This window comes from Pseudomonas turukhanskensis (genome assembly GCF_027922365.1).
Lineage (GTDB): Bacteria > Pseudomonadota > Gammaproteobacteria > Pseudomonadales > Pseudomonadaceae > Aquipseudomonas > Aquipseudomonas turukhanskensis.
In genome coordinates, this window is record NZ_BSFN01000009.1 from 129,556 (window position 1) to 148,202 (window position 18,647).

Annotated in this window: 21 protein-coding genes; 8 read left to right on the plus strand and 13 right to left on the minus strand. The window is 61.8% G+C overall.

The features are described 5' to 3' along the window. Nucleotides 1-33: 33 nt before the first annotated feature. Nucleotides 34-252: a hypothetical protein gene (locus PKE98_RS16310; RefSeq protein WP_271196366.1), complete on the minus strand. Its 219-nt coding sequence runs from the start codon at nt 250-252 to the stop codon at nt 34-36. On the opposite strand from PKE98_RS16310, the gene PKE98_RS16315 reads away from it, so the two are divergent. After that, the gene (locus tag PKE98_RS16315; RefSeq protein WP_271196367.1) at nt 241-567 is read left to right on the plus strand and encodes a hypothetical protein; all 327 of its coding nucleotides are present in this window, start codon (nt 241-243) and stop codon (nt 565-567) included. The genes PKE98_RS16310 and PKE98_RS16315 overlap by 12 nt on opposite strands. Nucleotides 568-618: 51 nt before the next feature. On the opposite strand, the gene PKE98_RS16320 is transcribed toward PKE98_RS16315, so the two are convergent. Beyond that, a complete protein-coding gene (locus PKE98_RS16320) occupies nt 619-1,506 on the minus strand; it encodes a LysR family transcriptional regulator (RefSeq protein ID WP_271196368.1) in 888 nt (295 codons plus the stop codon). Nucleotides 1,507-1,590: 84 nt separating this feature from the next. Between PKE98_RS16320 and PKE98_RS16325 the strand changes: the two genes are divergently transcribed. Beyond that, nucleotides 1,591-2,367: an NAD(P)H-dependent oxidoreductase gene (locus tag PKE98_RS16325; protein ID WP_271196369.1), complete on the plus strand. Its 777-nt coding sequence runs from the start codon at nt 1,591-1,593 to the stop codon at nt 2,365-2,367. 18 nt (nt 2,368-2,385) lie between these two features. On the opposite strand, the gene PKE98_RS16330 is transcribed toward PKE98_RS16325, so the two are convergent. Together PKE98_RS16330 and PKE98_RS16335 are read right to left on the minus strand one after the other, a co-directional pair. Further along, complete coding sequence (locus tag PKE98_RS16330; protein ID WP_271196370.1) at nt 2,386-2,691, minus strand: HigA family addiction module antitoxin; 306 nt, start codon at nt 2,689-2,691, stop codon at nt 2,386-2,388. Nucleotides 2,692-2,702: 11 nt separating this feature from the next. Next, a complete protein-coding gene (locus PKE98_RS16335; RefSeq protein ID WP_271196372.1) occupies nt 2,703-2,981 on the minus strand; it encodes a type II toxin-antitoxin system RelE/ParE family toxin in 279 nt (92 codons plus the stop codon). A gap of 406 nt (nt 2,982-3,387) precedes the next feature. Here PKE98_RS16335 and PKE98_RS16340 point away from each other — a divergent pair, with 406 nt between their 5' ends. Continuing rightward, on the plus strand, nt 3,388-3,765 hold the full coding sequence (locus tag PKE98_RS16340; protein WP_271196374.1) for a VOC family protein: 378 nt from the start codon (nt 3,388-3,390) through the stop codon (nt 3,763-3,765). Nucleotides 3,766-3,962: 197 nt separating this feature from the next. Further along, on the plus strand, nt 3,963-5,129 hold the full coding sequence (locus PKE98_RS16345; protein WP_271196376.1) for a GGDEF domain-containing protein: 1,167 nt from the start codon (nt 3,963-3,965) through the stop codon (nt 5,127-5,129). On the opposite strand, the gene PKE98_RS16350 is transcribed toward PKE98_RS16345, so the two are convergent. The 6 genes from PKE98_RS16350 to PKE98_RS16375 form a co-directional block, all read right to left on the minus strand. Continuing rightward, nucleotides 5,126-5,602, minus strand: coding sequence for a nuclear transport factor 2 family protein (locus PKE98_RS16350; protein WP_271196377.1), 477 nt, complete (start codon nt 5,600-5,602; stop codon nt 5,126-5,128). The genes PKE98_RS16345 and PKE98_RS16350 overlap by 4 nt on opposite strands. 36 nt (nt 5,603-5,638) lie before the next feature. After that, the gene (locus tag PKE98_RS16355) at nt 5,639-5,863 is read right to left on the minus strand and encodes a hypothetical protein (RefSeq protein WP_271196379.1); all 225 of its coding nucleotides are present in this window, start codon (nt 5,861-5,863) and stop codon (nt 5,639-5,641) included. A 14-nt stretch (nt 5,864-5,877) separates the two neighbouring features. Beyond that, nucleotides 5,878-7,932 carry a pyridoxamine 5'-phosphate oxidase family protein gene (locus tag PKE98_RS16360; RefSeq protein WP_271196381.1) on the minus strand — a complete coding sequence of 685 codons (2,055 nt, stop codon included), beginning with the start codon at nt 7,930-7,932 and terminating at the stop codon, nt 5,878-5,880. A gap of 54 nt (nt 7,933-7,986) precedes the next feature. Then, the gene (locus tag PKE98_RS16365; protein ID WP_271196383.1) at nt 7,987-8,616 is read right to left on the minus strand and encodes a glutathione S-transferase family protein; all 630 of its coding nucleotides are present in this window, start codon (nt 8,614-8,616) and stop codon (nt 7,987-7,989) included. Nucleotides 8,617-8,767: 151 nt separating this feature from the next. Further along, a complete protein-coding gene (locus PKE98_RS16370) occupies nt 8,768-9,673 on the minus strand; it encodes a LysR substrate-binding domain-containing protein (protein WP_271196385.1) in 906 nt (301 codons plus the stop codon). Nucleotides 9,674-9,676: 3 nt separating this feature from the next. Then, a complete protein-coding gene (locus tag PKE98_RS16375) occupies nt 9,677-10,573 on the minus strand; it encodes a LysR family transcriptional regulator (RefSeq protein ID WP_271196387.1) in 897 nt (298 codons plus the stop codon). A gap of 256 nt (nt 10,574-10,829) precedes the next feature. Between PKE98_RS16375 and PKE98_RS16380 the strand changes: the two genes are divergently transcribed. From PKE98_RS16380 to PKE98_RS16390, 3 genes are all read left to right on the plus strand, one after another. After that, nucleotides 10,830-11,579, plus strand: coding sequence for a substrate-binding periplasmic protein (locus PKE98_RS16380; protein ID WP_271196388.1), 750 nt, complete (start codon nt 10,830-10,832; stop codon nt 11,577-11,579). Nucleotides 11,580-11,638: 59 nt separating this feature from the next. Then, nucleotides 11,639-12,460: a polyphosphate kinase 2 gene (gene ppk2 / locus PKE98_RS16385; RefSeq protein WP_271196390.1), complete on the plus strand. Its 822-nt coding sequence runs from the start codon at nt 11,639-11,641 to the stop codon at nt 12,458-12,460. 80 nt (nt 12,461-12,540) lie between these two features. Then, the gene (locus tag PKE98_RS16390) at nt 12,541-12,978 is read left to right on the plus strand and encodes an anti-virulence regulator CigR family protein (RefSeq protein ID WP_271196392.1); all 438 of its coding nucleotides are present in this window, start codon (nt 12,541-12,543) and stop codon (nt 12,976-12,978) included. Nucleotides 12,979-12,990: 12 nt separating this feature from the next. Here the strand turns inward: PKE98_RS16390 and PKE98_RS16395 are convergent, their stop codons facing one another. Continuing rightward, on the minus strand, nt 12,991-15,561 hold the full coding sequence (locus PKE98_RS16395; protein ID WP_271196394.1) for a bifunctional diguanylate cyclase/phosphodiesterase: 2,571 nt from the start codon (nt 15,559-15,561) through the stop codon (nt 12,991-12,993). A gap of 91 nt (nt 15,562-15,652) precedes the next feature. Next, complete coding sequence (locus PKE98_RS16400) at nt 15,653-16,771, minus strand: SRPBCC family protein (protein ID WP_271196395.1); 1,119 nt, start codon at nt 16,769-16,771, stop codon at nt 15,653-15,655. A gap of 86 nt (nt 16,772-16,857) precedes the next feature. Here PKE98_RS16400 and bsrA point away from each other — a divergent pair, with 86 nt between their 5' ends. Beyond that, a complete protein-coding gene (bsrA, locus tag PKE98_RS16405; protein ID WP_271196396.1) occupies nt 16,858-17,781 on the plus strand; it encodes a LysR family transcriptional regulator BsrA in 924 nt (307 codons plus the stop codon). Nucleotides 17,782-17,795: 14 nt separating this feature from the next. On the opposite strand, the gene PKE98_RS16410 is transcribed toward bsrA, so the two are convergent. Beyond that, complete coding sequence (locus PKE98_RS16410) at nt 17,796-18,602, minus strand: cyclase family protein (protein ID WP_271196397.1); 807 nt, start codon at nt 18,600-18,602, stop codon at nt 17,796-17,798. Nucleotides 18,603-18,647 lie beyond the last annotated feature (45 nt).

An 18,647-nucleotide genomic window follows, 5' to 3' on the forward strand; every position in this document is an offset into this window, starting at 1 on the left:
ATGCAACTCAGGCAGAGGCGAATAGGCCGAAGCCTACCAGCAAAAATACGGCAATGCGCCATCACGCCGCGCTTCGCCGACGACCAGCCCTTGGCCGTTCCAGCCGCCGTGCTTATTAAGCGTGAGCGCATCGTCACCTTCCAGAGGTTTGTACGTGCCAGCGTTTTTACAGCGGGCATTTATCCCTTTGCCCACTGACTGTGTAAAATCCGCCGCCCCGTAAATGCAGGAGACACCACGTTGGTCATTCACTACAGCGCATCCCCGGAAACGATTGCCTGCGGACGTACAGGCGCGAGCCTGGAAACCACTCAAGACGTCGCAGAGGTTTCATGCAAGCTGTGCCTGCGCTCGGTTGAAAAAGAAGCCAGTGAGCCGGTGCGTAAAACCCCAACGCTGGCCGAACTGCGCGCCGCCGCCAAAGCCGCCAAGGCAACCGCTGCTGCCGAAGCAGAAGCCAAGGCCACACCTACCCTGTCGCCGCGTGCCGAATGGCAACAGCGTCTGCAGCAAATGCCTGGGCGCAATCGCCTGCCGCGCGGCATCGCCAAGCAAGCGTTTATCTAAACGCGCGCGGCGTACCTGGCCAACCTCGGTGGTTGGCCAGCCACTCTTTACCTAGTTGATTAGCTGCTCGCGCAACCACTGGTGCGCGGGGTCGCGGTGTGAACGCTCGTGCCAGAGCATCGCCATTTCGAACCCGGGCACGGCCACCGGCGGCTCGTACAGCCGCAATGCCGGGTCTCCCCGCACCAGCCGCTCCGGCAGCATGGCTACCAGGTCGGTACTGGTCAGCACCGCCAATACCGATTGAAAGCGCGGTACCGACAGCACCACCCTGCGAGTCAGTCCCACCTGCGCCAGTGCCTCGTCGGTCACCCCGACAAACCCGCTGCCCACCGGCGACACCAGTACATGGTCGAGCGTGCAGAACTGCGCCAGGCTCGGCCGGCGCTTGAGCCTGGGATGGTCGCGGCGGCCGGCCAACACATAGCGTTCCTGGAACAACAGCCGATGGCGCAGGCTGGGCGGCGAGTCGTGAAGTGTGTGGAAGGCAAGATCGACCTCGCCCTGCTCCAGTTGCTTGGCCATGCGCGCGGGCGCCAGGGCCACCAGGGCCAGCCGCGTGTTTGGCGCGCTGAGCAGCAGCTTGCCCAGCGCGGGCTGCACGATGGTGTGTTCGCCGTAGTCGGACACCGCCAACTGCCAGGTGTGCTCAGCCACCGCCGGATCAAACGGGCTGCTCGGCGCCACCACCTGCTCCAGCGCGGTCAGTGCCTCGCGCAGCGGCCCGCGCAACGCCTCGGCCCGCGCCGTAGGGCGCATGCCGCGCGGGCCCGGCAGCAGCAACGGGTCATCGAATATTTCGCGCAGCTTGGCCAGGTGCACGCTGATGGAGGGCTGAGAAAAATTCAGCCGTTGCGCGGCCCGGGTAACGTTGTGCTCGGCCAGCAGCACATCCAGGGTCAGCAGCAGATTGAGGTCGATTCGGCGCAGATTATTCATGGCTATACCTGGAATATCAGATATTCATTTCAACTATACCTGGCAAACGCTGACCATGGCCGCCAATAGCCCAGGAGTAGCCCCATGAATATCTTGTATGTGTATGCCCACCCCGAACCGACGTCGCTCAATGGCTCGCTGAAAAACTTCGCCGTAAACCATCTGGAACAAGCCGGCCACCAGGTGCAGGTGTCCGACCTGTACGCCATGCAGTGGAAAGCCACGCTCGACGGCAGCGATAACCTGGACTGGCAGCCAGGCACGCCCTTCAACGCCTCACTCGATTCCAAGCACGCCTACGCCGCCGGCCGCCAAGCGACCGACATCGCCGCCGAACAGCAAAAACTGCGCTGGGCCGACACGGTGATTTTCCAGTTTCCGCTGTGGTGGTTTTCGATGCCGGCCATTCTCAAAGGCTGGTTCGAACGAGTGTATGCCTATGGTTTCGGTTATGGCGTGGGCGAGCACTCCAGCTCCCACTGGGGCGACCGCTACGGCGAGGGCAACCTGGCCGGAAAGCGCGCAATGCTGGTGGTTACCACCGGTGGCTGGGCCTCGCACTACGAGGAGCGTGGCGTAAACGGGCCGATCGCTGACCTGTTGTTTCCCATCCATCACGGCATGCTGTTCTACCCCGGCTTCGAGGTGCTGCCGCCGTTTGTGCTGTACCGCAGCAGCCGCGTCGATGAAGCGGCCTTCGCCGCCGCCTGCAACGAACTCGGCCAGCGCCTGGACACCCTGCACAGCACCACGCCTATTCCCTACCGCCGACAGAACGCCGGTGACTACGACATTCCCGCGCTCACCTTGCGGCCCGGCATTGCCGAGGGCCAGTCAGGGTTTGCCGCTCACCTCAAATAAGCGCCAGCGCGCAAGCCATCAGGCCTGAGCCAGACGCGGCTCTACTTCTTGCTCGATGGCTTCGCCATACGCTGCCAACGCGGTTATCAGCGCGTACTCGCTTTGCAGGTTCATCCAGAACTGCGGTGTGGTGTCGAAATAGCGGCTCAGCCGAATCGCCACATCGGCTGTTACGCCACGGCGCTCACGGACGATGTCGTTGATGGTAGGGGTGGAAACGCGCAAGGCACGCGCCAGCGCTGTGGGGGTGATGCCGAGCGGCACCAGGAACTCTTCACGCAGAATCTCGCCCGGGTGAATTGCTGGCATTCCGTTAACGAGCATGGCTGACCTCTTCAGTGGTAATCGACAATTTCAACATGGGTGGGGCCGGCCTCTGTCCACACAAAACAAATGCGGAACTGAGCATTGATGCGGATGCTGTGTTGCCCCGCTTTGTTTCCCAACAAACCCTCCAGCATGTTGCCCGGCGGCGCGCGCAAGTCGCGAAGTTCAACCGCGGCATGCACCATGGCGAGCTTGCGGGTCGCTACGTTGAGAATGTGGTTCCAGCGCCTGGAACCGCCCGTTTCGAACAACGCTTGTGTGTCCCTACACGCAAAATGCACTATCACACTTTAATCCTTAACGTTAAGCGTTAATTGATTATTGGCCAGCGCGGCGACTTGGTCAACAGCCGCGCTCCCAACAGAACCAACTGAAGTAGACAGAGCGCAAACTCTAACGGAGCCACCGGCAAGCAGGTTTGGCAGCGGCCGTTGGCCCGTGGGCGCCAGCGCCGCTGCGGTGGGCGCCATGCCACGTAGCGCGGGCGATCACTGCGCAACGCCGCCGATTCGCGGCATGCGTCCTTCACCATGGCCCGTAACAGCCGACACCGTTGTGCCGCTTTACTTGGGCTACTCCGGCCAATAACCTCTGCCCCGCAGGCACCGCCCTGCCCACTCTTACAGCGCAAGGCACATCACCTATCGGCACCGCCCGGGCAGTGGCCGTGACCTTGCACGTTGAGGTTTTGCGATGAGCGAAGTCGTTGATCACGGCGTCCAGTTCGGACGAATTGCAGTCGTACTCCCGGTTAAAAACATGGCCAAGGCCCATGATTTTTATACGCAGGTGCTGGGTTTCACCAAGACCTTCGAAAATGGCGACCCGGTGGGCTACATGATTTTGAAGCGCGACCAGGGCGAGCTGCACCTGAGCCTGCAACCCACCCACCAGGCCGCCAGCTTCAACGTCGCCCACCTGCTGGTGGACGATGTCGACCGCCTGTACGCACGCTGCGTGCAGCACGGTCTACGGGTAACCAAAGGCCTGAAAAACCAGGAGTACGGTTTACGCGCCTTTGTGTTTGAAGACCCCGACGGCAACCGCATCGACGTCGGTCAACGCATCTAAAAAACCCTGCCTCACCCCTTTCCCGCTCAGGGGAAGGGCTGCGCTGACCGATTGCTATCGTGCGCGGTGTACGACTACGATTTGTCATTCCAGATTGCCATGCTCAAAACATTGGAAGCGCCAGCGCCCTGAACGCACACGCTTTCGCCACGCCGCTGCAATCGGCTCATATCGCTGTTATTCCATTGCCCGAATCCATGGTCACCACTGTCATTCTCAGCATGCTCTGCGTGCACCTGCTGTGTTTCAGCGTGATGTTCCTGCTGATCAGCACCCGCCTGAACGGCAAGAAATTGGGCATGGACGTCTTTGCCCTCGGCAATCTGCTTCTGGGCCTTGCCTACATCTTGCAACTGCTGAATGGCCCGGCGAGTTGGGGCGCGGTCAGTGTCATCAACCACACCCTGACGCTCTGCGCACCCGTTGCCTATGTGCTGGGCGCCCTGCGGTTTTTTGACCGCCCCACCCCGGTATGGCGCCCGCTACTCGCGCTGGCAATCGGCTACACAACGCTGCAGGTGGTGGTGCAGTGGCTGCTCGGCAGCGAGGCCCGCCATGCGCTGCTGGCCGCGTCGTGTGCGCTGCTGTTTCTGGCCATGACCGTGGCGGTGCTCTACGCCAGGGGCACAGTCGCCAAAGACCTGCGCGTTGAAATGGTGGTGGTTGCCGTGTTGATCGGCGGCATCGGCGCCCTCAACGCCGGCAAGTGCTGGATGATTCTCACAGGTGGCTTGCAGGCGCTGGACCTGAACACCAGCTTCCAGCGAACCTTCTATATCTACATGTCCTTTCTGGCCACCGTTCTGCCGCCTTGCGCGGTATGGCTGGTGTTGCGCCGCCTGACCGACGAACTGCGCAGCATGGCGGCCCATGACCCACTTACGCATTTGCTCAACCGGCGCGGGTTGACCGACGGGCTGAACGCGCACTTTCGCTCCCGCGACGCCGAGCCGGCCTACCTGCTGATTGTCGATATCGACTACTTCAAACGCATCAACGATACCTACGGGCACACCGTCGGCGATGTGGTGCTCGGCCACGTGGCCAACGTGCTCAGCACCACCGCTCGCCAGGGCGATCTGACCTGCCGGCTGGGCGGCGAAGAGTTTGCTTTGGTGTGCCTGGGTTCTGACCAGGCCGGCGCCCTGCAATTGGCCGAACGGATGCGCGCGGCAATCGAACACAGCGACGTGCCGGGTATCAGCCTCAGCCGGCCGATACGCTGCACCGTCACCATTGGCGTATCGCAGGCCTTCACCAGTACGCGCGCACTGGATGAGTCGATGCAGCAAGCCGACGCCGCGCTTTACCGCGGCAAGACCGCCGGGCGCAACCGCGTCGAGGCGGCGAGCGCCTGCGCTTAAAGCCCCAGCTCTGACAGCCCCGGATGGTCATCGGGGCGGCGCCCCAGCGGCCAACGAAATTTGCGCTCCGCTTCGGTGATCGGCATGTCATTGATGCAGGCAAACCGATGGGCCATCAGGCCGTTTTCAGCAAACTCCCAGTTCTCGTTGCCGTAGGAGCGAAACCAGTTGCCGGCGTCGTCGTGCCATTCGTAGGCATAGCGTACGGCGATGCGATTTTCGGTGAAGGCCCACAGCTCCTTGATCAGGCGGTACTCCAGCTCCTTGTTCCATTTGCGGCTTAAAAACGCCTGCGCCTCGGCGCGGCTGGTGGCGAACTCCACGCGGTTGCGCCAGCGGGTATCGGCGGTATAGGCCAGCGCCACCTTGGCCGCATCGCGGCTGTTCCAGCCGTCTTCGGCCAGGCGCACTTTCAGTGTGGCGGTCTCGCGGGTGAACGGTGGAACGGGTTGACGGATTTCTGTGCTCGACATGGGTTTGGCTCCTGTAACCAAGCGCAAAAAGTGAATTCAGTTGTGGCCGCCAAGGCGCGCGAGCGCGGGCCTTAAACGGGCCCAGGTTTCCCGCCAGGTGCCGGTCGGCATCGTTGCCTGGGCACATTCAGGCGCCCAGAGCAGTTGCGGCAGCATATAGCTCGACTCGCGCTCGGCGCTGGCGCAGAAGGGTTGCGCGAGGTCGGGGGCGGCATCCATTGCGTCAGGCCACGGGGTGGAATGAGCAGAAAATGGGTTCATCACGTAATCCCTCGCTAAAGATCCAGCACCAGCGGTTGCACACCGCCTTCGCTATCTGCCGGCACCGCGCAGCAGATCAGCACCATGTCGTCCTCAGGCAGTTCTGCCGGCGGATTGGGGTAATGCACCTGGCCGCTGATGCGTTTGGTGCGGCAGGTGCCGCACGAGCCGCCGCGGCAGCTGAAGTCCGGGTTCAGGCCACGGCTTTCGGCCAGTTCCAGCAAGCTGCCACTTTGCGGGGTCCAGCGTGCTTCTTTGGCCGAGTTGGCGAAGTACACCGGCACCGGCACCGTCGCCGGCGGTGGCTGCACCAGCGTGGCGCGCTGTTGATCGCCCTGACGGCGCAGCGTGGACGGGCCGAACGCTTCGGCATGCAAGCGCGCATCGGGAATATTCAGTTGGCGCAGGCCGTCGTAAATATCCTGGGTAAAACTGGCCGGGCCGCAGAGGTAGAAGTCGTAGTCATCCAACGGCAGGTTGGCTTTGAGATGGACCACAGCCAGGCGCCCGGCAATTTCAAAATCCACGCCTAACTGCGCCTCGGCGCCCGGATTGCTCAGCGCCCGCTTGACCTGCAACAGCCCGCCGGCGCGCTGCTTTAATTGCTCCAGCTCTTGCCGAAACGGAAGGTCGTGCAGGGTTCTGCCACCTTGAAACAGGTACACCGGTTGCTGGCGCTGCTGCGTGGCAATCTGCGCCACTAGCTCGCGGGCCATCGATAGCAATGGCGTAACGCCGACACCGGCGGCCACCAGCACCACCGGCCTTTCGCTGTCGTCCTTCAGGGTGAAGCTGCCCAGCGGATGACGGATATGCAACGTGTCGCCCACCTTGAGCGCTTCGTGCAGATGCCGTGACGCCGGGCCCTGGGCCTTGACGCTGATGCGCAGATGGCCATCGGACGGTGCGCTGGACACGCTGTATGTGCGCACCAACGCATCGTTGCCCACCTGCAAACGCACCGGAATATGCTGCCCCGGCAGAAAGCTGACCGCCGCACCATCCAGCGCTTCGATATACAGCGAGCGAATGTCGTGGCTTTCCTGCTCCACGCGCACCACCCGCCACGGGTGCCATTGCTTGCGCTGCTCGTTTTGCTGCAGGCGCTGGTCGGCAGCGGCCCAGGTGCCAGTCATCAGGCTGGTGGGCGCAAAGCTCTGGAATTGCCAGCGAATGGACAGCGCAGCAGGCCGGCGCACCACTTGCTCCACATCGAAGGTCCACAGCCGCTCGGCACCTTCGAACGCGGTAATCATCGGGCTCTGCAGTACCAGTTCGGTACGGCCGGTCAGTTGCAACACATCGCCGCTGCTGAAGTCGACAAACAACAACCCGGCCTTGGGGTTGATGTGCAAATTGCCCAGGGTGTTGAAGTGCAGGTTGCCGGCGTAATCCGGGATGGTCAGGCGGTTGCCTTCCACCTTGATAAACCCCGGCCGCCCACCGCGATGGGAGACGTCCACCGAGCGCTGCCCGTCTTCATGCACCACGTAGCTGGCGACAAAAAACGTGTCGGCATTGGTGAGCGTGGCCACGGCGTCGGCGTCCAGGTCGTTCGCTACCTCGCGTGGTGGCTTGCCCGTGGTGGCGCTATCCACCCGCTCATAGGTGCGCTGCTGGATGTACTGCGGGCAGTTGCCAAAAGCGTGCTCCACGGCAATGTCCAACTGCTGCGCCGAGGCCGCGGTAATCACGCCATTGATGCGGTTGCGTCGCCGCGTGTGCAGCTCGATGCCGAGCATGCCGATGGCCTGGCCCGCTTGCAGCCCGGTCGCCGCCGGATCTTGCGGGTCGACGGCCACGGCCAGGTTCAGCTGTTTTGGGCCCGGTGAGTCGGCAAAGCCTTCCGGGCCTTCGAGCAAGGTCGCCCACGGCCGCCCCTCAGCATCCAAGGCACCGACAACCATAAACGGCAGTTGCCGGTAAAAATCGCGGTGCTGGTCGGGCATGTAGTCGCGGATAAACTTCTGCCCGGCCACCTCCATGCGGTCGGAGGCGCCGATCTTCTGCTGCATGGCGCGCTCCCCGGCATGCCAGGGCGAGCGTCGGTGTTTGGGCAAAGTTTCCATGGGCGTGCACTCCTTGTCTGGCTGCCGAGGGTCTCGGCAGCGGGCGGCGGGCAGTTACTTGGCCAGCAGGCCGGCGGCTGTGGCTTGCATCGGCACAAAGCCTGGCAACGCTTCAATACGAGCCAGCCAGGCGCGCACATTAGGGTAGTCGGCCAGCGACACATTGCCTTCGGGTGCATGGGCGATATAGGCGTAGTTGGCGACGTCGGCAATGCTCGGCTCGCTGCCGGTAAGAAATGCCGTGGTGCTCAGTTCGGTTTCCATCATCTGCAACAGCGAATGAGCGCGGTTGATGACTTCCTCGGCATTGAACGAGGCGCCGAACACAGTGATCAGGCGCGCCGCCGCCGGGCCGTAGGCTACTTGACCAGCAGCGACCGACAACCAGCGTTGCACCCGCGCGGCGGCGACCGGCTCGTCTGCCAGCCAACTGCCGGTGCCGTACTGTTTGGCCAGGTACACCAGAATGGCGTTGGAGTCGGCGAGCACGGTGCCGTTGTCATCAATCACTGGTACTTGGCCGAAGGGGTTGAGGGCGAGAAATTCGGGTTGCTTGTGTGCACCTTTGGCCAGGTCGACGAACACCAGCTCGGTCGGCACCTTGAGCAAGGACAGCAACAGCTCAACACGGTGGGCGTGGCCAGAGAGAGGGTGGCGATACAGTTTGATGGGTTGCTGTGGCATGGGAGTAGCTCCGCTCGGTGCGTTGACAGGCTGTCACGCTGTGGCACCGATGCTGCGCCCCGACGCGCTTGAGCAGAATCACCAGGCTGGGCAATCCATAATTTCAGTTTTCGCAATAAAGCAGTTGGCGAAGGCGCGAACGCCTGACCATTCACCCGCCCTGCAATGCCGGGTGGCTGCGCAAACCAGGCACTGCAAAGTCGATAAAGGCGCGCAGCCGGCCATTGGCTTTGCGCCCTTCGCGGTACACCAGGTGCACCGGCAGTGCGGGGCCGGCGAGGTCTTGCAGAACCGGTTGCAGCAGCCCGGCCTGCAATTGCTGATGGACCTCGTAGCTCATACAGCGCAGCAACCCCACGCCGGCGACGGCCGCCTGAACGCCGCCTTGTTGCGTGGTACAGGTGAGCGACGGCGCCGTGCGAATGGCGCGAATGCTGGCGCCTGTGTGCAGCCGCCACTCCAGGCCATGGCCGCTGCTGCTGGCCAACACCGTGCGGTGCGCGCGCAGGTGCTCGGCGGTGCTGGGCATGCCCCACCGGGCGAGGTACGCGGGCGAAGCACACATCATCGGCCGCACCGTGCCGACTGCCACGGCAAAGCCTGAAGAGTCGGCAAGGTGGCCCACCACCAGCGCGGCATCAAGGCCCTCATCCAACAGCTTGGGCAGACCTTCACGCGCTTCAATGCGCAGGTCCACGGCGGGAAAAGCCGCGAGGTATTCAATGGCCAACGGGGTAAACACCTGGTGGGCCATCAGCAGCGGCATGGCCACTTTCAACTGCCCGGCAGCTTCACTGTGCAGCCCGCAGGCCGAGCGTTCGGCCGCAGCAGTTTGTTCAAGAATCGCCTGGCAACTGGCTGCAAACTGCTCCCCCACCGCACTCAGGCTTACCCCGCGCGGGCCGCGCAGCAACAGCGTGGCATTCAGACGCGCTTCCAGCGTACCGATCACCCGCATGACGGTGGCAGCCGACAATTCGAGCTGGCGTGCCGCCGACGCCAGGCTGCCGGCCTGCGCCACGGCGGCGAACACCTCGAGCTGCTGATAGCGACTCATCGCCTACCCCGCCGCCAACTGTTGCAACGCCGCATCGGCCAGCAACCGGCTGTGGCAATGGTCGACAAAGGTGCGCACCTTGGCCGACACCTGCTTGCCGCTCTGATAGAGGATATGCACCGGCAACGGTGCAGTAGCAAAGTCGCCCAGTACGATTTCCAATTCGCCGCTGGCGACCGCCGCAGCCACCTGATACGACAGCACGCAGGTGAAGCCCCCACCCTGGCGCGCGGCATTGATGGCCGCCTGGTTGGAACTGACCACCAGACGCGGCTGCGGAATAAACAGCTGCGAGCCCTGCGGGCCGTTGAAGTACCAGTGCGTGAGCAAGGTGCTGGCCGAAGACATGACAATCGGCGCGTCCTGTAAATCTTCCGGCCGCTGAGGCCGGCCTACGCGGTCGAGAAAATCGGGGGCAGCACACACCACGGGGCGAATGTCCCCCACCTTGAGGGCATGCCAGTTACCCTCGGGCAGCTTGCCGATGCGAATCGCCACATCCACACCCTCGTCGGCCATGTTCACCAGACGGTCGACCAACAGGGCATTTACCGTCACTTCGGCATGCTCGCCCAGGTAGCTGGCAATCAGCGGCACCATATACAACTCGCCGAACATCACCGGGGCCGTCACCGTCAGGCTGCCACGCGCACGCAATGCGCTGCCGGCAGCCAGTTCCTCGGCCTCCTCCAGCTCCAGCAGAATGCGTTTGCAGTCTTCCACATAGCGCCGGCCGGCTTCGGTCAGGCGCAGGCTGCGGGTGTTACGCGCCAGCAATACGGTGCCCAGACGGCTTTCCAGGGCAGCGATGGCGCGCGTTGCACTGGGCGGCGACATGCCCAACTGCTTGGCACCACCGGCAAAACTTTCGGCCTCGGTAACGGCCAGCAGCACCTTCATTTCCTGAAACCGATCCACAGCCACCGCCCGCGTTGCGCATCTGCAAAACACACAGGGTAAGAGGTCTGAGGGAAAAAATCCGCCCGGCTTGGTACAAGCACCCAGGCAATGAAGAAAAACGCGAGCCCGTGCCGGTTTTGCAGGGGCGACAACCGCCAAGCCTTGGCAATAAATCGTCACTACGATTTGATGGGTCAACACCCGCAAGCGTGAGCGTCTACGCTTGCCCTGTCCCCCAGACTGCCAAGCAGGCAACGTGAAGTATTCGACCACCACTGCAGCCCTGATTTGCCTGTTGCTAGGCACCCTCGCCCGAGCCGAGCCGTACCAGGTCGTTACCGAAGACTGGGCGCCGTACAACTACGTCGAAAACAATCAGCTCACCGGCATGGCCACCGAGATCGTGGAGGCCATGATGGCGCTGACCGGCGATCACTTCGACGTGGTGGTGCTGCCCAGCATGCGCGCCTCTCTCTCGCTGCAAAATCGGCCCAGAACCATCATGTACTCAATGTTCCGCACCCCCGAGCGCGAACCGTTGTACAAATGGGTAGGGCCGATTGTGGAAGAGTCCATTCACCCCTATCAGCTCGCCCAGGGACGCCCGCCGCTGTATTCACTGGAACAACTGCGCAAGGTCGAAAAAATCACCACACGCCACGCCGGGCTGGTGCCCAAACGCTTGCATGCCCTGGGTTTTACCAACCTCGACAGCAGCGCCGTCGAAAGCGTGCAGTTGTACCGCATGCTGCTCGCCGGGCGCACCGATGTGATCGTAGGCGATACCGATGCCGGGGTTGCCTTTTACAGTCGACAGCTGAACATCGGCCCTGGGTTCTTGCGGCAAATCCCGGTGGAGATCTATCGCTCATCGCTGTATATCGCCTTCAGCCCGGACTGCGAGGATGACGTCGTAAACGCCTGGGCCCGCGCCTTGAATACGCTGCGTGAAAGTGGCGAGCTGGAACGCATCCAGCGCCGGTATGAGCAGCCCACCGAGCAGTAGCGAATTGGTTGCCTTGAACCATACTCAGCGCTCCTGGTTATTTGCGCATGGAGGGCACCATGGCCAAACCGAAGAAGACCTCAAAAGAAATTCTCAAGCCGGCTGAGCGCCTGGAACGCAAGGTGTACGACGCCGAGCTGAAGAAGCTGCATATCGAACTGGTGAAGCTGCAGCAGTGGGTACAACAGAAAGGCCTGAAGGTGTGCATCGTCTTTGAAGGGCGCGACGGCGCCGGAAAAGGCGGCACCATCAAAGCCATCACCGAACGGGTAAGCCCTCGGGTGTTTCGCGTGGTAGCGCTGCCGGCCCCCACCGAGCGGGAAAAAACCCAGATGTATGCCCAGCGCTACCTCACTCACCTGCCCGCAGCCGGCGAGGTGGTGATTTTTGACCGCAGTTGGTACAACCGCGCCGGCGTCGAACGGGTGATGGGCTTTTGCACCGAGGAGCAGTCACACACTTTTCTCAAGGTGGTGCCGCTGTTCGAAAAGGTGATGGTGCAATCGGGCATCATCCTGCTCAAGTACTGGCTGGAGGTGAGCGCCGAGGAACAGACCCGGCGTTTGCAGGCGCGCATTACCGACGGGCGCAAGCTGTGGAAGCTGTCGCCGATGGACATCAAGTCCTACGGCCACTGGGACGACTACACCCGTGCCCGCGACGATATGTTCGCCGCCTCCGACTCCTCCTGGGCCCCCTGGTACATGGCCAATTCCGAAGACAAACGGCGCGTGCGCCTGAATATCATCAGTCACCTGTTAGGTCAGATCCCCTACAAAGAAATTGCCGACAAGGATGCGGTAAAACTGCCCAAGCGTGGGCGACTGGGCAAGTACAAGGCAGCGCCGTATCCGTTTCGCATGGTAGCTGAACAGTTTTGAGAGGCCGGTGCGCGTGAGCAGATTGGGTTTACTGCGCGCACCATTGCAGTCGTGGTTCGATTCAAATGAGGGTAAACACTATGAAACTTCGTGGACTATGGATTGGCTGTATATGCATCGCCTTAGGCCTTGGCTCGGCGCTCGCCAACGCCGACCCAGGCAACGGCAAGGGCCACAGCAACGGTAAAGGCAACGACCACAACGGCCAGGGTAAAAAAGGCGGTGGCAACGATGACTGGAACGGTGGCCCCAGCATTGACCGAGGCAGTGTACTTGGCGTGCTGGGTAGCCACCGTGATTACTGGGCGCCGACCTCGTCGCTGCCGCCGGGCATTCAGAAAAACCTGGCCCGGGGCAAACCGCTGCCGCCCGGTATTGCCAAGAAACTCGATAGCCGTCTGCTTGGCCAACTACCGCGCTACAGCGGCTATGAGTGGCAGCAGGCCGGTACCGATCTGGTTCTGGTGGCCATCGCCACCGGCATCATTTACGAGGTGCTGAACGGTGCATTTGATTGACAGCGTATGCTTCTAGCTTTCGGTTTCAGCCGCTTGCAGCAGGGCGTCAAAGGCCTGGACATCCAGTGGCCTGCTCAGAAAAAAGCCCTGCCCTTCATCGCATCCCACGGCATTGAGCATGCGCAGGTGCTCAGCGGTTTCGATGCCCTCGGCCGTCACGGTGAGGGACAGGGCATGGCCCAGGCCGACAATAGCCAGAATGATCGCCCTGTCGTCCGCACTCTCGCCCAGGCGGTTTAGGAAACTGCGGTCTATTTTCAGGCCGTCGAAAGGAAAGGTGCGCAGGTAACTGAGCGATGAATAACCCGTTCCAAAATCGTCCATCGCCAGGCGCACGCCAAGTTTCTTGAGCGTGTGCATCAGCGCCAACGCACCGCCGGCATCGTCAAGCATCACGCTCTCGGTAATTTCCAACTCCACCCGAGCCGGGTTCAGCCCGGAATCGGCAAGTGCCTGCTCGATGCGCTCGACCAGCCCGCCGCTCTTGAACTCGATCGGCGAAAGGTTGATGGAGAGAAACAGCGGTTGCGGCCATTGCGCTGCGTATTGGCAGGCCGTACTCATCACCCAGTTGCTCAGCGCGATGATCAGCCCGGTCTGTTCGGCAATCGGAATAAAGGTATCGGGGGGTATCAGGCCGCGTTCCGGGTGCTGCCAGCGCACTAGGGCTTCTGCGCCGACGATCTGACCGTCGGCTATGCGGTAGCGCGGTTGAAAATGCAGCCGTAATTCACCGTGTTTGATGGCAAAACGCAGATCGGCCTCCAGCCGCCGGCGCTCGACGATCTTGGCGTTCATGTCACCCGAATAGAACCGCCATGTGCTACGCCCACCCGCCTTGGCTTCATACAGCGCAATATCGGCATAACGCAACAATTCACTGGCTTCGAGGGCATCGTTGGGCGCCATCGTTATGCCAATACTGGCGCTGATAAAGGTTTGATGCCCGTCGATTTCGATGGGCTGCTCGATAGACGCCAGCACCCGTTGGCACAACGCTTCCACGTTGTCCTGGTTGCTCAGGTCGCAGAGAATCAACACAAATTCATCGCCACCCACACGGGCCACCAGGTCTTCGTGGCGAACACACTCGCACAGGCGCCGGGACACCTCATTGAGCACCTGATCACCCGCAGCGTGGCCGAGCAAATCGTTCACCGGCTTGAAACGGTCCAGATCCAGGCTGAGCAATACCAGCGGGTTTTCCTGCGTGGATAGCACCTTGAGTTTGCCGTCGAGAAATGCCTGCAAGCACGTGCGGTTCGGCAGGCCGGTAAGGGCATCGTGCTGTGACAGAAACTCGATCTGCCGGCGCGCCTCCACTTCGCCGGTGACGTCCGTTGCGGTGCCACGAAACCCTGGCGGCCCCATGGTCCTGGCCGATACACGGGTAATGCGCTCCTGCCCACGGGTATCGACATAACGGCAATGCACGCTGTTGTCGGCGCGCCGGTTGGCTGTGCTCAACCACTGCGACACGGTCCCCGTCTCGGTGCACAACAGGCTATCGATGCTGCGGCCCAGCCAAGCCTCCCGCGCTTGCCCGGTCACCTCCTCAAAGCGCTCGGAGAGGTAGGTAAAGCGCCAGCAGGTGTCTACTTCCCAGATCCAGTCGGAGCTGATTTCGACGATATCGCGAAAGCGCGCTTCGCTTGTGGCCAGTGCGCCCTGGCTTCTCTGCAGCGAGTGGTAGCTGGCATCCAGCGCCTTGGCACCCGCCGTGGTGCGGCGCAGCAGCACCCAGGCCATCAGGCACACCAGCACGGCAGTAATGCTCAGCAAAGGCAGGCCGAGGCTAAGCAAGCGTTGGCCTGGCCGCTCCGGGTCCCAGTGCAGGCTCCCGGCAGCGCCATTCTCACCTAAGGGATAACTGGCCCGGGCGTGAACATCGTCGCCCGTCGCGATACGCAGGCCTTGCACACCGTAATCCTTGCCAATGGCCTCCAGCTTGGTGGCATCGAGAATGTCGACGAAGATCAGCACCGATGCCTGCCTGTCATCGGCTACCACGGTAGGGTCCGTTCCCGGGGTGATCGGCGCAGCTGCGACCAGCGCCGGGCTGCCGTTTATATCGATAAATGCGGTGATCGGCGTTTCGGCTTGCGCATTTGCTCGCGCCTGACTGAGAACCTCTGCGTAACGTTGCTTGAGCCAGTCGGAAGCCTGAACAGGCTGCAACGCACCGCGAATGACGGCGTAAACCGTGCGGTCGGAATCATCGACGACAAAAACGCCCTGAAAACCAAAATCGGCATACAGGGTGGAGCCCAGGTTCTGCCGTACGTAGGCCCAATCTGTGTCCACTTCGCTGTGCAGGTGCTTATAGGCATCGCCCCAGAACGCATAGTCCTTAAGGGTTAAGCGCAGTGTTTTCTCAAACGCCTGCATCGCCTTTTCGGTGTAGAACGCGCTTTCGGTTTCTTCCGTGCGGTCCAGGTCCTGAGCCAGATAAAAAAACAGATAGACCGCGAAGACGAAGCCTGCGACCAACAAACCGGCAAACTTGAAAAGCGACGCACGCGTCAGCGCCACGCTGGAACGGCTGGGCGCGGCGGCATCGGAAGGCGGTGTTTTATCAGTCATAGCGTTTCGCTGTTGAGTACAACCCGGGATATCGCGATTTTAGTTTAAGCGAGGGCCGGGAGAGCGCCAGCGAGTAGCAATGATTCAACCGTCATGGCACGTGGGGCAATACCCGCTCCGCCACCTGTCCCAGCGTGCGCAGCAGCGCCACCGAGTCCTGCTCGATGCGCCTGTGCACAAACAGCCGGTCCGCCGTGCGCCCTATCCAGTTGGCAAAGCGGTACTCCAGCGTACGGGTAAAGCGGGTGCCGGTGGCCGTGGCGGTGCAGTCATAGGTCACCACCATCGCCAGCCCGTATTTGCCCCGCGCCGAAGCCTGCCAGCGCTGGCCGGGTTGCACAGCCAGCACATCCCAGCTCAATGAGCCGGCACGGCCGCCCTCGTATTCAAAATGACTGCCCGCCGGCAGCGAGCCCTTCGGCCCTTTGATGGCCACGTGGTAGGGGTGCCATTCGTGCCAACGGGTGGGGCAGCTGACGTAGGCGAATACCTGTTCGGGCGAGCGGGCAATATCCACGTGGTGCTGCAGCACGCGGTTGGTGCGAAGGTGTGCCGTGGCGTTTTCAGGTTCCCAATAAAGCGTGCCGTAAACCCAATCCCACAGCGGAAACACGATATTGAAGTTGTGGCTGTGCATCAGCTCGCGGGCGTGGTGCAGCGCGTGCAACCGACGCATCTGGCGCACCCACGGCCAACTCGAAACAGGGTGCTGCTCGGGCAGGTGTTCGCAGGCGTGGAGAATTTCGTAGGCGAGATAGCCCAGCAGCATGGCGCCACTGAACAAGGCAGCGACGTTGTCATTGAACAGGCTCAGCACCCACCAGACACCCAGGGAAACCAGGGCATATACCACGATCAGCCACGGAGGAAAGAAGATCACCCGCCAGTCCTGCCGGGTTTCGAACGCCATCTGCCCGTGGGCGAAAAAGCTGTGGTGGTCGCCCGTGTGGCGTTTGTAAAACAGTGCACTGTAGCCGTGCTTACGGTGGCCCATGTTCTTGTGAACCATGTACTCGCCCCAGTTCTGAAACAGCACAGCCACCGGGATGGCAAGCCATTCCCAAGGCCGCACGTTATGCGCGTGGCTCCAGAACAGGCCGATGCACACAGCGCCGAACAGCAGCACAAAACCACCGTGCAGCCAGGCGTTGTAATGGGGGTGAATGTCTGCGCGGTAGCGGGCGCGGAAGGCAGCGGTATCGAACTTCATCAGGCAATCCTTCGGTCGAGGAGTTGACCCGAGCTTAGGCACGCCGCAATTATCCATCCAATGGATATTCAGAAAGAGCTTTATTCATGATCACGAATTTGCGTCAGCTCGACCTGAACCTGCTGCTGGTATTCGACGCCCTGATGCAAGAGCAGAACCTCTCGCGCGCGGCGCAGCGCCTGCACCTAGGCCAGTCTACCGTCAGCAATGCCCTGGCCCGTCTGCGCCAGCAACTGGGCGAACCGCTGTTTCAGCGCACCGCCCGCGGCATGGTGCCAACGCCCCACGCCCACACGTTGTACGGCCCGGTGCGCCAGGCCCTGCACCTGCTGCGGATCGGCTTGGGCCCCCAGGCGGCTATCGACCTGGAAGCCGAGCTGACCTTTCGGGTGTCGATGAACGACTACGCGCAAGCCGTGTTTCTGCCCGGCCTGCTTGCCCGCATCCATGCCATCGCGCCGCGCGTGGTGCTGGCGGTGCACCTGGACGATGCCGACACCCTTGCCCGCCGCCTGAAAACCGGCGAGCTGGACCTGGCGATCGACTACCTGCATTTTGATGACGACGACCTGCTGTACCAGCCGCTGCGCCAACAGGAGCTGGCGGTTATCGCCCGGCGCGATCATCCGCTATGCAGCGGCGCGCTTTCGCTGGCGCTGTATCAGGACTGCAACCATGTGTCCGTGCACTCGCGCGCCGGCCGTGGGTCGCCGCTGGAAATCGTCCTGGGTTCGGCCAAGGTGCGGCGCAAGGTGCAACTGTATGTGCCGCACTACCTGGCCATCCCCGCCATCGTGGCGCAGTCCGACATGCTCGGCACGGTGCCGCTGCAACTGGCTGAACATTTTGCCGAGCAATACGCCCTGCAAATATTCCCCATGCCCATGGAAATGCCGGCGGTGCAAGTGAGCCTGATCTGGCACAGGCAACAGGATATGGCCGTGGGGCTGCGCTGGTTGAAAGAACAGATAGTGGCCGCATTCAGCGGAGCCGAGCCGGCACCCCGCTGAGTCATGCGGTCAAATCACGGGACTATCGCAAACACCCGCGCCGGAAAACCGCTGCCTTTTTCAATCTTGGGAAAGCTCACCACCGCCAGCGCACCGGCCTCGGGAACCTGATCAAGGTTGGTTAACAACTCGATCTGGTAGTGGTCTTTGCCGAGGATGTACGACTCCAGCGAGTAGTCATCCTTGCTGGTGGCAATGCCCGGATCGGTGTCGGTGGTTTCATGGCCCGAAGCGGTAATTTTTCGGGTTTCGTACAGGTAGGTCAGCACCTCTTTGCTCCAACCCGGATAGTGGGCCACGCCCTGTGCGTCGACGTTCTGGATTTTTTCCTGGCTCGGCCAGCGTTTCGACCAGTCACTGCGCAGCGCCACAAACGAGCCGGCCGGAATGGTGCCGTGGCGTTTTTCCCAGGCTTTCACGTCATCCAGGGTGATGGTGTAGTCGGGGTTCTTTTCCACTTGGGTGTGGATATCCAGCACCACCAGCGGGAGCAACTGCTCCTTCACCGGAATCTGGTCGACAGTACGCAGGCCGGTATGGAAATGCGCGGGTGGGTCGACGTGGGTGCCCCACTGGCCTACGTGGGTATAAAGGTCGACCTGGAAGCCATCTTTTTCGATGGTGTAGAGGGTTTTGCGCTGGGCGAGCTCGAAGCCTTTCCAGTGCGGCACCTGCTCGTTGTAGCTGTGGGTGAGGTCCACCCAGGTGTGGCTTTTAAGGCTGTCGTACACCTTCCATAAGCCGGGTTCGGCGGCACCGGCCGACGCGGTGTACAAGGGCAACGCAGCAGCGGCAGCAAGCACAAGAATGCGCAATGACATCTGTTCCTCTCCTTGGTAGCGTAAAAAACGTCAGTGGTTTTCGAC